Source organism: Streptomyces sp. NPDC051051, from assembly GCF_040682975.1.
Classification (GTDB): domain Bacteria; phylum Actinomycetota; class Actinomycetes; order Streptomycetales; family Streptomycetaceae; genus Streptomyces.
In genome coordinates this window covers 1-14,970 of sequence record NZ_JBFBCB010000094.1, presented here as the reverse complement: position 1 = coordinate 14,970, position 14,970 = coordinate 1, and the positions used below count along the sequence as shown (strand labels likewise).

4 protein-coding genes and 2 pseudogenes are annotated in these 14,970 nt (G+C 69.0%); 2 read left to right on the top strand and 4 right to left on the bottom strand.

The window, feature by feature from the left end:
• Positions 1-156: 156 nt before the first annotated feature.
• The 3 genes and pseudogenes from AB0N31_RS35335 to AB0N31_RS35325 form a co-directional block, all read right to left on the bottom strand.
• Positions 157-5,439, bottom strand: a pseudogene (locus tag AB0N31_RS35335) (RHS repeat-associated core domain-containing protein); the annotation flags it as partial.
• Positions 5,440-5,639: 200 nt separating this feature from the next.
• A pseudogene (locus AB0N31_RS35330) lies at positions 5,640-8,870 on the bottom strand (LamG domain-containing protein).
• Positions 8,871-8,879: 9 nt separating this feature from the next.
• Positions 8,880-9,263: a hypothetical protein gene (locus AB0N31_RS35325; RefSeq protein WP_366062624.1), complete on the bottom strand. Its 384-nt coding sequence runs from the start codon at positions 9,261-9,263 to the stop codon at positions 8,880-8,882.
• A 569-nt stretch (positions 9,264-9,832) separates the two neighbouring features.
• Here AB0N31_RS35325 and AB0N31_RS35320 point away from each other — a divergent pair.
• Positions 9,833-10,441, top strand: a complete 609-nt coding sequence (locus AB0N31_RS35320; RefSeq protein WP_366062623.1) for a YdeI/OmpD-associated family protein — start codon at positions 9,833-9,835, stop codon at positions 10,439-10,441.
• 133 nt (positions 10,442-10,574) lie between these two features.
• Here the strand turns inward: AB0N31_RS35320 and AB0N31_RS35315 are convergent, their stop codons facing one another.
• The gene (locus AB0N31_RS35315; protein WP_366062622.1) at positions 10,575-13,193 is read right to left on the bottom strand and encodes a glycosyltransferase family 1 protein; all 2,619 of its coding nucleotides are present in this window, start codon (positions 13,191-13,193) and stop codon (positions 10,575-10,577) included.
• Positions 13,194-14,187: 994 nt separating this feature from the next.
• Between AB0N31_RS35315 and AB0N31_RS35310 the strand changes: the two genes are divergently transcribed.
• A partial coding sequence (locus AB0N31_RS35310) for a maltotransferase domain-containing protein (protein WP_366062621.1) occupies positions 14,188-14,970 on the top strand: 783 nt, incomplete at its 3' end.

Here is a 14,970-nt window from a genome sequence, read left to right as displayed (position 1 = left end):
GAAGCGCAGGGCAGAACTGGACACGTCGACGCCCGACGGGTAGACAAGCACACGAAGCCTCTGGTGGAGACGGATTTCTTGGTCGAAAACCCATCTACCAGGGGCTTCGCCATGTTGTCAGCCCAACAGCCGGACAAGAGCGTCAGGTTGGAAAGGGCTCCCTGACTGGTTGGAGCGGAAAGCTGCTGTGATGCCGCCTGTCGAGTAATAGCGCTGGGCCCAGGTGGTGCCGTCGGCGCGCAGGTGGAGTTCCGAGGCACCGGCGTACAGGACTCGTTCGCCGTTTTGCGTGCTGCGGATCAGCAGGTTCCCGGCAGCGTCGTAGAGGTAGTCGGTGGCGCGGCCGTTCTCGGTCAGCTTGCTGAGCTTGCCCTCCTCGGACCAAAGCAGGGTCTGGCCGGCGGTCGCTCCGGGACGGCTGGTGGTGTTACCGGTGGCGTCGTAGCCGTAGGAGCGCTGCGGGGTGGTGCAACCGGTGCCGGTGGTGGTTCCGGTCAGCGTGTGCGGCTGTGCAGGCTTGGTATAACAGTAGGTCGTCTTCGTGTCGCCACTGGTCTTGTGAGTGGTTTCGCCAGTGCGCTGACCTGCGTCGTTGTAGCTGTAGCTGGTCTAGTACAGGCCCGGGCCCGACAGACCGGCGGCGCTACGCGCGTCCTCGCACTTCTGGGAGGACGGCGTCCAGGCTTCGATCAAACGCTGGTGGCCGTCGTAGGCGAAGCACTGGGTGTCCGCGGAGCTGGAGCCGCCAAGACTGGTCGAATCGCTGATCGCGGTGACCTTGCCGGCCTGGTCGTATGTGTAGTTGAGGTCCTGAAGGTTGTACGAGTGGGTTTGGTCCGTGACGTTGCTGCGGGTCAGGCGGCCGGTGCCCGGCTCGTAGGTGTTGGTGACGAAGATGTCCTTGTTGCCGGCTCCGCCCAGCCCCAGGGTCAACTGCTGCGGCTGGGTGAGGGCCGAATAAGCGACGCCCCGCAGGTACCCCATCCCGGTGCTGCCGGCAAGCCCGGTCGGGTTTCCCAGCCCGTCATAGCTGTATTGCAGTGGCTCGGACGGCAGCCCGCCGAGCGCAGGCTCCGTGGCCGTCTGCAGTGTGCCGTCGACGTTGTAGGACGTCTGGAAAGTCAGCTTGGACGGCTGGCCCGCAGTCACGAACGGGTCAGTGGAGGGCAACTGAAGTTCGGCGCCGAGGGGTCGGCTCAGGTTGTCGTACGCGGTGACGGTCTGCGTGTAGGAGCTGCCCGTCTTGCCTCCGACGTAACGGGTGGAGGAGGTGGGCTGGCCCTTGAGGAGGGTGTCGTAGGTGTAACCGGTGAGCTGGTTGGCGTCCGTCTCGGAGTTCTTCCATGTGCCGGTGACGCGGCTCAGTTCGTCGTACTTGGTCAGGAGAGAGATGCCGCGTGCGTCCGTGGTCTTGACGGCCCGGTCGAGGTCGTCGTACGCGGTGATCGTGGTGCCTCTGTCCGGATCGGTGGCTTTGGCCTGGCGGCCGAACAGGTCATAGGCGTACGACCAGATTGCTCCGTCCGGGCCGGTGATCGTTTTCTGCTTGCCGTCCGGCTCGTAGGCGAACTTCGTTGACGTGTATGAGGCTCCGGGGCCGGTACCGAAGGACGTGTCGGCTGGGCTCGTGCCCGTGTATTCGCGGTTCTCTATCGTCTGGCCGCGTACGTCGGTGATCGTGCGTGCGGCCGAAGCGCCCTCAAGAGCAGTCGTCGCGACGGAGTCACCGGTGTAACTCGTCTCCGTGACCCACTTCTTTACACCGTAGACGTACAGAGTGCTGTTTGTGGGGCGGCCCGCCCCGTCGAACACCGTCTGCGATTGACTAGGGGTCTGGCCGTACTCGGCGCGGGTGTAGGTGCCGTTCGGAGTGCTGGTGCCGTCGAAGATGTCCGCGTACGTCTCGTAGGCCAGGCCGCGGGTGTCGTAGCGCGTGTCCGTCAGAAGACGGCCGCCCTGCGGAGTCGGCGACTGAGTCTGCAGCGGGCGGAGGAGTGAGTCGTAGAGGGCGTAGCCGGTGTTGTAGGTGTTGCCGTCGTTCTTCAGAGCCGAGGTCGACACCCAGGATGGTTTGATGTTGTCCAAGTGGTAGGCGAAGGTCAGATTGGCCGCGTCGTTGTTGGCTCGGTTCCGATCAGGTTGCCAGACGGCCGTCAGGCGGCCGAGCGCGTCGTAGGTCCTCTCGGTCTTCTTCGAGTTGATGTCGAAGGTCCGCGTCGGCAGGCCACGCCGCGGGTCGACATACTGATACGACTTGTACAGCTTGGGGGCCGGACCGGTGACGGCGATCCTGGTCAGCGGACCCGAGTCCACGGGGATGTAAGCCGTGGAGACGGTCTCGTCCTTGGTGTTGGTGACGGCCAGAGGACGGCCCAACGTGTCGTACGTCGTTCTGGCCACGGTCTGCCAGCCGGACGCAAGACGTTCACCGGCGGAGTCGGCGGTGACGGCGTAAACGGTGGCGCGGCCGGTCCAGGTCGCTTGGCCCTTGGTGGGCGTCTGGGTGGCCGACCAGGTGGTGGCGTTCGCAGTGTCGTATACCGTCGCGGTGTCCGCCAGTACGTCGCCCCGAGCGGGGTTGGCGGGGTCCATGGTCGCGGGCATGGCCAGCGAGGTGTCCGCCGTCGCGCAGGTGCGGGCGACCGTGCGGGTGCGGGAGACCAGGTCGGTCAGGCCGGCATCGGCGTTGCGGGCGTACCAGGTGCGTGTGCACGTCTCGTCGTCGGCCTTGCCGACCTGGCCGGAATCCTCGACGGTGACCGGCATGCCGTAGCTGTCGAAGGTCGTGGCCGTCTGCCACTCACGCCATGTCTGGGACGCCGTCAGGTACGTGTATGTGTGCGTCTTCGTCGTACGCACAAAGCGGGCGGCGTGGTCACCGGCGCCGGGCACGCTCTGACGGGCGGTCTCCTTCGACCACGGATCGTTCACCGTCGCAGAGATCGCCGTGGAGCCGTCGTAGGTGACCTGTTCGCGCAACTGACCCGCGTACTGACCGCTGTCGGTGAGCGCGGCGGCCGCGAGGGCCGGTGACGCGAGGGGGGAGACGGAGACCGACTTAGTGGTGCCGTCCTTGTTCTTGTCGCCGTGCATGCCCTGGAGGTACAGGGAGACCGTCCGGGAGCGGGTGACGTCCGTCGCGCCGGTCCACGCCGTGACCTGGCGGTAACCGCGCCACTCGGACCAGGTCCGCTCGTCGGTCGGGGTGAATGGCTCGTCGTTGTGGTGCCAGGCCGCGCCGCTGTAGGTGTACGCGTGCTCGACGGTCTCGTTGGCCGCGGCCGGGTCGGAGAGGGTCACGGCCAGCACTCGGTACTTGTGGAACCAGTCGATCGAAGCGTCCGCGGCACCGTTGATGTTCCAGAACTGCGGGTAGCACGAGCGGGTGTTGCTGTCCGGTGCCGCGCCCAGGACCTCGCTGCGTACACACTCCTCACCTGACAGTGTCACCGTCGTGATCGCACCCGTCTCCGAGGTGATCGTCGAGACGCGGGGACGGGTGAGAGGCAGGATGTCATCCGTGGCATCCACCCGGTTGGGCCGCATCTGGTACGTGAACGACAACGGATTCGCGGTGATGCTCGTATCGCCCGCCTTGGCGGTCCGCTTCAGCGACTTCAGTGTCAGCACCTGGTCGGAGCTGTCGCCGATGTCCCCGCCGTCGAGGTAGTCCTGCACCAGGTCCCAGGAGTCCACCGCGTCGTAGGCAGCTGTGGTGGCGTTGTAGGAGAAGGTGTCGATCCCGGTCAGGCGCTTGCGGGAGAAGAAGGACGGGCCTGCCGCGTTGCACTCGTCGTCGCCGCTGGAGCAGATCGCGTCGAACGGCACGTCCGGCCAGTTGTCGGCCGTGTCCTTCGTCAGGCTGGAGCAGTCCGAGGCGGTGCAGCGCTCGGCGTGGGAGAAGGTGACCTTGGCGTCCGCCTTGTCGGTGAACAGCGCGCCTGCGCGCAGGCCGTACTCGATCCGGGTGAGGTAGCCACCGCGTGTGTAGGAGGCATTCGCGGTAGTCGCCTTGTTCTTCTTGTAGTAGTTCGACTCCTTCGTGTACCAGTACGTGGCCGCATTGCCACGGGTGTCCTCGACGTGGTCGAGGTTCCACCGCCACGCCTGGATCAGCGCCCGGTCGGCGAAGGCGTCACCGGCCGCGTAGCCCGGCTCGCCCGAGTCGTCACCGAACACCGGTACCGTCCAAACCGAGTTGGTGCGCTGCGTGTCCGCGCCCGCCAGCTTGTCCAGACCGAACACGTACTTGGTGCCGTCGCCCGTGGTGACGGTCCAGTACTCCCCGTTGTCGTCGCCGTTGTCCGCGCCCGAGGAACGCGTCACCTTCGAGGCGTCGTCGTCCTCCAGCCGCCACTGGCCGCTGCCGTCGTCCTTGACCAGGCGACTGGCCTTGCCGTTCAGGACCAGGCGCGCGTTGTCGTACTTCCAGCACAGGTCGAACACGTCCGTGTGGCCGTCGTCGTCACAGGAGCCGTAGGAGCGTTCGACGTAGGAATCGGTGAGCGCGAAACCCTCACCGACCGCCGAGCCCTGGTTGTTGGTCGTGGCGGTACGGCCGTCGACACTGCCGGAGTCGTACGTCAACGACGGTCCGGGCGCCGGACCCGCCGCCGCGGGCGGCACCGTGAAACCGTACGACCAGGTGAAGGAACCCGAGCTGCCGCCGGCCTGCCATGAGGAGGACTCCGAGAGCGGGGTGGCCGAGAAATCCCCGGCGCCGTTGGGCGACTGCCCGGAACCAGCGCTGGAAGCTGTGACGGCAAGTACCGTGGCGGACGTGGCGCCTTCGGCTGCGCGCATCAGCTGAGCGGCCTTGCCGGCCGTGGCCCCACCGAGACCGACCTTCGCCGAGACCGATTCGCCGACGGTGTCGTTTTCGGAAAGCAGCGGTTTCTGCGTACGGCACTCCGACTTCTGGGGAGTCGTCAGGGCACAAGCCGGCATTTGCACCACACGCAGGCGTTGGGACCATCCTCCGCCGATGACCGCGGCGAAGCCGCTGTAGTCGACGCGCACTTCCGCGGTCCCCGCGGATTCCGCCTCGGCCGTCAGCAGCACACCCGTGACGCCCGCCTTGCGGGCCGCCGTCTGGTCCAGCGCCGTCACCCGGACGGTACCGTCCGCTGCGGCCCCGGCACCGGGTGACGGCGTCATCGTGACCGCGACACCACCCGGATCGACGGTTCTCGATTCACCCGCCGCGAGGGTCAAGGTCGCCGCGCCGCGTCCGGGCCAGACGGCTTTCTGCTCCGTGCGGGCCCTGGCCGCCTGAGCGGCGTTGGCCTTCTTCTCCCGGGCGACCTGCTCGCGGGCCTTCTTCGCACCCGGTCCGTCGAACTCCTCGACCTTGCTCACCCGGGACTCGGGGACGTCGGGTCGTCCCAGGCCCTTGATACCTGCGGCCTCGGCCACCTGGGCCACACCCACCGGCACCATCAGCGCCAAGCTCAACGACTGCACCAACAACCGAGCGCGGTACCGCGCACCCCCACGACGCCGTCTTGAGGTGCCTATGCCAAAGACCATCGTTTTCGTCCCCACCCAGTCCCGTAAGAAGAGCCCGCCCACGCCGCGCACCGCCGCTTCCGCGGCGGTTGGGGACCGGGCAACCGTGGCTGCCCGGCCCCCAACACCCGTCAATCACCCACGAGGTCTCCGACCTGCGCGAAGCCGCCCATCGCACCGGCCCACACACGCACTTCCGCAACGCTGCCGGGCAGATAGTGCTGCCACGCACCGCTGGTGAAGCCCTTGCCGATGGCGAAGTCGCCCGAGCCTGCCTTCGCCGTGAACACCTCGGCGTCGCCGTTCGGGATGCCCCCCACATAGAGACTGATCGTGCCGCCCCGGTCCTGGGCGTCGAAGACCCCTGTCAGCCGGACCATGCCGTCCACCAGGGCACTGTCCTGGGAGACGACGGACGAGAAAGTGCCGCCGGCGTCCAGACGGCCGAAGTGCCACTTGCCGACGGGCACCGTGTGTTCCATTCCGTCATCGTCGGGCACGATGTCCTGGCCGGTCAGCTTGTACCAGAGACCCCACGCAGACCCGTCGGCCGCCCGTTGGCCCGCTATCTGGCCGGTGTATCCGGTGGCCTTTCCGGCGAGCTTGTCTCCGTCGACAGACACCAGCGTCGTCACAGTGAACGACCCGGTGTCGTCGACGACCGGGCCGGCAACGACGGACGCATCGTCCACGCCGTCCAGCACCATCGACTCTCCGTCCAACGATGCCCCACCGGTCAGTGCCAGAGACTTCCCATATCCGGAAGTGGTGTCCGGGACGCTGGTGCCACTGCCCCGGTCCGCCGACCAGTCGGCGACCAGCTCAACGTTGTTGTATCTGTCGAACTGCGCCAGCTTCGCCTCTTCTGCGACCTCGATCGCGGACAGGTCCCGCTGCCAAACAGAGACTTCATCAACGGAGCCCTGAAGGTAGTCGGTGTAGGCGTCGGCCCAGATACCACGTCCGATCTGCAGCGGGCCTGTCGCTTTCCACGCTGTACCCGCATCGGCGGAACTCTGGAATTGGCCGTTGAGATAGAGACTGATCTTCTTCGTCGTGGCGTCGTGCACCCCGACCACATGGGTCCACACGTCGCGCGCCGTGGCCTGCTGAGCGCTTGCCTTGCGGATTGCGCCGTCAGTGGCCAGCACGTTCATGCTCCATTTGTTGTCACCCCCGCCGGCGTACGACAGCCCGAACGGGATGTACTTCTGACTGAAAGGGCTACCGCTCTCAGGTGTCTGAGTAAGCACTGTCATAGTGCGTGTGGCGGCGGCGTCGACACGTATCCAGGCGGAGACTGTGTAAGAGGCTGAGGTGTCCAGAACAGTGCCTGCGCTCGCAGCGTAGGCACTGGTGCCGTTGAGGTTCAGGCCCTTGTCCGTCACCGGAGTGGCGAGCGCTGTGCCCGTGTCGTCGTGCGTCAGCAGCCCGCGGCGTCCTCGGTCGTCGCGCGCCGCGCCACCGTTCAGCGTCGCGTCGTCCCGACCGTCCCAGGTCCCGGAGTCCACTGCAGCCCCACCGGCCTCGTCGAAGTGCCAGCGACCCACCGGGTCCTGACCTTCGTCGACCATGAACTCGACAGGTGTCTCCGCGCCGTAGCGGCCGGTGCCTACATTGTCCTTGGCCCGGACGTACAGGGTGTACTTGCCTGCCTGTGCGGGAGTGACCGTGAATGTCGGCGAAGACACAGGCCGGTCGGCCGACCACGTGGAGCTGCCCACCGCCCCGGTGGAAATCTTGTACTGGTAAGCGACGACGTTGGTGTCCACTGCCGCCGGTTTGAAGGTGAAGGTGCCCGAAACTCCAGGCCCGCCGTGTGCCACACAGTCATTGCTGAGGCATTCCGTGTATGGCGTCCCAAAGGTCACCTGCGGCGCCTTGGGCGCGGTGGGGTCGACCTTGAAGTAGCAGGGCACGGAGTAACCGGAGTTGAGCCGGTTGGTGCCGTCCTGGTAGTAGGACAGGGTGAGTGCCTTCAGCCGGTAGAGCGGTCCTTCCGCAAGAGCGGGCATGCTTTTGGACTACTTGACCAGGTTGCCGACGTATCCGGAGGTCGGGCTGTCGAGGTCGGTGACAAGGCTCCACACCGCACCGTCGGACTTCTCCAGCCTCCAGCGGATGCGCAGGCTGGCTCCTACCGACCCGCCCGATGCCGTGCGCGGCTTGCCCTGGACCAGCGGGGTCGGATCAGAAACGATGTTCGGGACGGTGGAGTTCGACGCGCACACGTAGGACGAGCCGGAAACCATACCGACCTCGGTCGGCGTGTCAGGCAATCCGACGTACTTCACCGCCAGGGTGGCATCGTTCTTGAACCGCTTCCACGCCGAGGGGTCGGTCTCGTCGTGAGCCTTGATCTCAAGGGTCAGCCGGGAGAATTTGCCCGCCGCGAAGTTGCGCACCGTCGGCGTCAGGTTCTCGTTCGTCTCCTCCGGATTGTCGTTGAACTCGACCGGCGCGTCCGGCGCGTCCGGGTCACACAGGGACCCGCGTCCCGCCGAGATGTTCCGGTCCACCATCAGGTCCAGCTCCGCCGGCCGCGACGACCACGTGGTGGCGGAGGAGATGTTGTTCGTGCGGACCAGATCCACCCAGCGCGGGTCGCACTGGAAAGCCCACGGCTCGGTCACCCGGAACGTGGCGTCCAGGATGTTCTTGCCCTTGAGGCTGGCCGGCGAGAACTCGAAGTACAGCTTCTGCACGTAGCCCGGGCCGCAGTAGTAGCCGTTCCAGGTGCCGCACTTGCCGACGCCCTTGCCCTGGTCGTCGTCGCCGTTGGACCAGCCGTAGGACTCGTAGCCGTCGCTGCGCAGCAGCGTGCGCTCCGACTCGCCCCACGACACGGTCGGGTCGATGAACACGGGGAAGGCCGACGCCTCGGTCTTCGTGAGCATCTCCTCGTCCGGCACCACGGACAAGGAGTCCTCGGTGACCGCCACGTCCATGCGGGACACCGTGTCGCCCTGCCCGGGCTCCAGCCCTGACCCCGACGGGGCGCTCTCAGACGGGTCGGACGGCTCGGCCTGCGCGGTACCCGGCGTGTCAGCCGTCAGCAGTTGTGGCTGCGCCGCGGAGTCTTGGCCGGCCGAGTCCCACATGCGCGCGGGAGGCGACCTGAACACCGTACGGCCATTGCCGTCGACGGCTGTGAGGTTGCCGGAAGCTCCCTCATGCAGATCCAGACCCTCGGCGTTGAGCCCGAAAGTAAGCTTCTTCAACGCGTCGTTCGCCGCGGCCTCGGGCGTTTTGACCACGAACACGGGCTGGAAACTCTCGGGTGTCGCCGTCACCCTCAGGTCGACGCCTGGCAGCACGTCGCCGTATACGGCGCTTGTCCCGTCCAGCTGCGGAGCCGGCAATTTCCCGGGTCAGTCCAGCGCGAGCGACCTTCCTCCATCCGAGATGCGCGCCAGCGGCGCCTTCTCGCCCCCCGCCGAGAACGCGACCTCCACAGCTGCGGCCTTCGGACCCACCGAGCCGTCGGGACGTTTCACCAAGGTCGCGTCCGGCGCCTGCCACCCACCGTCCGAAGTGGCCACCCGCACGGGAACGGCCGACTCCTCCAAAGTGAAGGTGAAGCCGTCGGGGTTGGCGTAAACGGTCGTCCGCTCCGAGCGTTCCCCTGTCACCTCCACCCGTCGGCCGGACTCCTTGGCATCGGCAAGAGCCTGCTGCCCCTCGGACAACGGCGCGGGATCGGACTCCGTCGCGGACACCTGCTGCGCGGGCAACACCAAGATGCCCAACAGCACGGCGAACGCGGTAGCCGTAGCCCCGCTCCCCCTGCGACGCACGTGTCTCAGCCGACCTGTCGCACGTCTACCGCCCCGCCCCACCGGCACTGTTCCCCCGCCCTCAAAGTCACAAGATCCTCAAAGATCGATCACATTGAAAATCCACCCTTCACATTGCGTCAAGGGATCATCACGATGCGCAAACACCCCGTATGCCTCCAAGCGATACGGAACGGGTCCCGTAGCAAACACAAGTGCCACGGGACCCGTTTTCACCTCGCATCCCCCTCCCTCAGGAACACCTCCGCTCTCTGCGTCAACGCCTTCAACGACACCGTCACCAGGCCTAGTTCCACACCCGAGGCGATCAGGGAGTGGTGAGGGAGGACGCAGAACGTGCAGCCGTGGGGGTCCGTGCGGTCTGCGGGGAGAGGGCCCTCGCAGAGCCGGCGCCACCCTGGTCGCAACCGCCTCGCCCGCACCGCCGGGCATGCCCGCGGCTCCTACATGCTCGTCCTGCGTCGGGAACAGGGACGATCACGCAGGAGCCGCGGGCATCTTGCACCCGGGGCCGCCCTGAAAGCGTCATGCGAACCGGCCGGGTGTGGTTCGCTGCCGGGGTGACTCAGGACTTGGAGATCGTCGCGTTCGAATCCGCCGGGGCGTTCGAGGCGTGGCTCGGTGAGAACCACGCGGTCTCGCCCGGCATCTGGCTCAAGCTGCGCAAGAAGGGCCCCGGGATCGTCGCGCTGGACTACGCCGCCGCGCTCGACGTGGCGCTCTGCTACGGCTGGATCGACGGCCAGAAGGCCGCGTTCGACGACCGGTGGTGGCTCCAGCGGTTCACCCCGCGCAAGCCGCGCAGCAAGTGGTCCAAGGTCAACCGGGACAAGGTGACCGCCCTGATCGAGCAGGGCCGGATGCGTCCGCCGGGGCAGGCCGAGGTCGACCGCGCCAAGGCGGACGGCCGCTGGGAGGCGGCCTACGACGGCGCGAGGACCGCCACGGTGCCGGACGACCTCGCGGCGGCCCTGACCGCCGACCCGGTCGCGGCGGAGTTCTTCGCGACACTGGACCGGCAGAACCGCTACGCGATCCTGTACCGGATCCAGGACGCCAAGAAGGCCGAGACCCGGGCGCGCCGGATCGAGAAGTACGTGGCGATGCTGGCGAAGGGCGAGAAGCCGCACCCGTAGCCACGGACCGGACCGGACCGCGTCCCGTGGCCGTCTCCCTCACCGAACCGTCCGCCTCCACGGGACGGCCGTCGCCGGGGCTCCCCCGAGCCCCGGCGACGAGGAGGCGAAGAGACGAAGAACCGGGAACCCCCTACCGCATCAACACCCCCGCCCCCTCCACCAGTTCCTCCGAAGGCACCGTCACCAGCCCCAGTTCCGCGCCCGACGCGGTCAGCGGGTGGTCGGGGAGGATGCGGACCGTGTAGCCGTACGGGCCCGTGCGGTCGAGGGAGAGGGGGCCCTCGTAGAGCCAGTTGCCCTCCAGGTCGGGGCCGCCCACCGGTTTCAGGGGGACGGCCGTGCCGTCCGTGATGCGGTCCTCCGCGTCGACGCGGCCGGAGACGGCCTGGACCTCGACGTCGTCGGGGGTGAGGTCGCCCAGGCGCAGGCGGACCCGCAGGGCGAGGGTCGTGCCGAGTTCGGCGGTCGGGGTGGCCGCGGAGGTCTCGACGTGGTCGACGGTGACCGCGGGCCAGGCCGCGCGCACCTTCGCCTTCCAGGCGGCGAGGTCGCGGGCCGCGTCGGGGTCCAGGGTCCGGTGGGCCTGGGCGGCGGGGGTGTAGAGCCGTTCGACGTACTCGCGGACCATGCGGCCGGCCAGCACCTTGGGGCCGAGGTGGGTGATGGTCCGGCGGACCATCTCGATCCAGCGGTCGGGCAGCCCGCCCGCGCCGCGCTCGTAGAAGCGCGGGGTGACGCGCTGTTCGAGCAGGTCGTACAGCGCCGCCGCCTCGATGTCGTCGCGGTGGTCGGTGTCGGTGCCGGAGCCGTCGGCGGTGGGGATGGCCCAGCCGAAGTCGGGCCGGAACCACTCGTCCCACCAGCCGTCCAGGACGGAGAGGTTGAGGCAGCCGTTGAGGGCCGCCTTCATGCCGGACGTGCCGCAGGCCTCCAGCGGGCGCAGCGGGTTGTTCAGCCAGATGTCGCAGCCGGGGTACAGCTTCTGTGCCATGGCCATGCCGTAGTCGGGGAGGAAGACGATGCGGTGGCGCACGCGCGGGTCGTCGGCGAAGCGCACCAGTTCCTGGATGAGGCGTTTGCCTCCGTCGTCCGCCGGGTGCGCCTTGCCGGCCACGACGATCTGGACGGGCCGCTCGGGGTGCAGCAGCAGTTCCGTCAGACGGTCGCGGTCCCGCAGCATCAGCGTGAGCCGCTTGTACGACGGGACGCGGCGGGCGAACCCGATGGTGAGGACGTCGGGGTCGAGCACGCCGTCGATCCAGCCCAGCTCGGCCGTGCCGGCGCCGCGCTGCCGCCAGGAGGCGCGGAGCCGGTCCCGCACCTCCGCGACGAGCTGTCCGCGCAGGTCGCGGCGGAGGTTCCAGATCTCCTCGTCGGCGATCTCCGCGACGGAGTCCCAGCGGTCGGAGCCGCCGACGCTCAGCGCGTCCTCGGCCCGCCGGTCGCCGATCTGCCGGGCGCCGAGGCGCAGCACCTCGGGCGCGACCCAGGTGGGGGCGTGCACGCCGTTGGTGACGGAGGTGATCGGCACGTCCTCCGGGTCGAAGCCGGGCCACAGGCCGGCGAACATCTCCCGGCTGACCTGGCCGTGCAGGAGGGAGACGCCGTTGGCGCGCTGGGCGAGGCGCAGGCCCATGACGGCCATGTTGAAGAGGTTCGGCTCGCCGCCCGGATAGGTCTCCCTGCCCAGGGCGAGGACGCGGCCGACGTCGATGCGCGGGAGTTCGGCGCCGGGGCCGAAGTGCCGGGCGACCAGTTCGCGGTCGAAGCGGTCGATGCCGGCCGGGACGGGGGTGTGCGTGGTGAAGACGGTTCCGGCCCGGACGGCCTCCAGGGCGGAGTCGAAGTCGAGCCCCTCGTCGCACAGCTCGGCGATCCGCTCCAGGCCGAGGAACCCGGCGTGCCCCTCGTTGGTGTGGAACACCTCGGGCGGGGCGTGCCCGGTCAGGCGGCAGTACGTGCGTACCGCGCGGACACCTCCTATGCCGAGCAGCATCTCCTGGAGCAGCCGGTGCTCGCTGCCGCCGCCGTAGAGCCGGTCGGTCACCCCGCGTTCGCCGAGGTCGTTCTCCTCGACGTCGGAGTCGAGCATCAGCAGCGGCACCCGGCCGACCTGGGCCAGCCAGATCCTGGCGTGCAGCTGTTTTCCGCCGGGGAGGGCGAGGGAGACCTGGGCGGGGGTGCCGTCCTCCTCCTTCAGCTGGGTCACCGGCAGTTCGTTGGGGTCGAGGACGGGATAGTGCTCCTGCTGCCAGCCGTCGCGGGAGAGGGTCTGGCGGAAGTAGCCGTGCCGGTAGAGCAGCCCGACCCCGATGAGGGGGACGCCCAGGTCGCTGGCGGCCTTGAGGTGGTCGCCGGCGAGGATGCCGAGGCCGCCGGAGTACTGGGGCAGGGCGGCCGTGACGCCGAACTCCGGGGAGAAGTAGGCGACGGCGGCGGGCAGCTCGGCGGACTGCTGCTGGTACCAGCGGTCGCCGGTCAGGTAGGCGTGCAGATCGTCGGCGGCGGCGGTCAGCCGGCCCAGGAAGCGGTCGTCCCCGGCCAGTTCCTGGAGGCGTGCCGCGTCCACGGCGCCGAGCAGCCGTACGGGGTCGCCGCCCGAGGCCGCCCAGTGTTCGGGGTCGGCCTGCCGGAAGAGGTCACGGGTTTCCGCGTGCCATGACCAGCGCAGGTTGCGCGCGAGGTCACTGAGCGGCCGGAGGGGTTCGGGGAGAAGGGGTCGGACAGTGAATCGACGGATCGCCTTCACATTCCACCTCGGCGTGCGTGAGGAAGTGGCGCACGGCAGTGTGCGTCAACGTCTCTGACGACGGTACCGGCGTCGGTGCCGGACTTGCTGGAGGCGGCCGCCGCCGGACCCGTGCTTTCGGCCGCCGACGGATCTTTTCGCGCCACGCCGGACGGCACCGGTGGACACCGGACGATCCCGGGGAGGTCCGGTCGGCCCGCCCGGCCCCCGCTGCCGCCCTGCCCGGCGCCCCGGAGCCCCCGAGTGCGCCCCTTTATGGCCGGTTCCACCCCCACGGGCCACCTTGTGACACTTCGCGCCGCACGAGAGGCTGCGGGGGTCGCACCCGGCACCGCCGCCACGCAGCGAGTCGAGGAGGGTCGCCCGGACCATGGATCGGCGCTCGGTCTGTTCGCCCAGAGGTGCCCCGGGGCGCCCCGGAGTGTTCACCGGCGCGACGGGGCACACGAGCGGCACGGGACGAGCGACACGGGACGCGCGACCCGTTCCGGCACGGCTGCGGCGCCACCGTACGGCGCGGCCGCGGGTGCGCCGTCTACGGCCGCGCACCCGGGGACACCCCGGTGCCGGTGGAAAAGAGCCTGGTCGCGGAAGCCACGAACGGCAAGGTGTCCGGTCGGATTCCCGCTTCGCCGGACGAATTCCGGCGGGTGCCGCGCTCGCCGGAACCGCCCCACGGAAGAGGCAGGACTTTATGAATACATGCGCGCGACTAGTTAGCAACGTGCCGGATTGCTCACCCGAATAGGGTGGGAAGGCTCCTCCGGTACAGAACCCGTACGACCCGTACAACCCCGTACGACCGGAGCACGCCGTACGACGAGAGCGCGCCGTGCGACGTGCCCGACCCCGGCACCCGGCTGCCGGACCGCGCTCCGGCGCGCCCGGTTCCCGGCACACCCCCGCACCGCCCGGCACCACCCAGCACGTATGTCGCAGGACCCACCTCCCCACATCCATCCGCCCACCCTCGTTGATGCGGACAGGAGCGGTCATGCCCGCCACGCACCACTCGTCAGCACCCCCGACACCCCCTCGCACCGCGGCACCACCCCCCGTACGTCCCGCCGCCGCCGGACCGCCGGCCCCGGAGCGGTCCTCCGCGGGTGACGGGACGGCCGTGGGGCGCATACCCGTCCTCGACGTCCGGCCGGTCGTCCAGCGCGGCCGCCGCCCCGCCAAGGCGGTCACCGGAGAGACGTTCCAGGTCTCGGCCACCGTGTTCCGCGAGGGGCACGACGCCGTCGCCGCCAACGTCGTGCTGCGCGGTCCCGACGGCCGCCCCGGCCCCTGGACGCCGATGCGCGAGCTGGCCCCCGGCACCGACCGCTGGGGTGCCGACGTCACCCCGGACGAGCCCGGCCACTGGACGTACACCGTGGAGGCCTGGGGCGACCCGGTCAGCACCTGGCGGCACCACGCGCGCATCAAGATCCCCGCGGGCATCGACACCGGGCTGGTCCTGGAGGAGGGCGCCCGGCTGTACGAGCGCGCCGCCGCCGGGGTGCCCGAGGCGGACGCCGACGCCCGGGCGAAGCGGGACGTCCTGCTCGCCGCGGTCGACGCCCTGCGCGACGAGGCCCGTCCGGCGGCCTCCCGGCTGGCGGCGGCACTGGACCCCGAGGTGGACGTGGTCCTGGCCCGCCATCCGGTGCGGGAGCTGGTCACCGAGTCCGAGACGCTGCCCCTGCTGGTGGAGCGGGAGCGGGCGCTGTACGGCTCCTGGTACGAGTTCTTCCCGCGTTCGGAGGGGACCCCCGAGCGTCCGCACGGCACG

Bases quoted from the DNA above. Each gene is read 5' to 3' on its own strand.
- AB0N31_RS35320 (WP_366062623.1), top strand. From the start codon at position 9,833: ATGCGAACCGGCCGGGTGTGGTTCGCTGCCGGGGTGACTCAGGACTTG.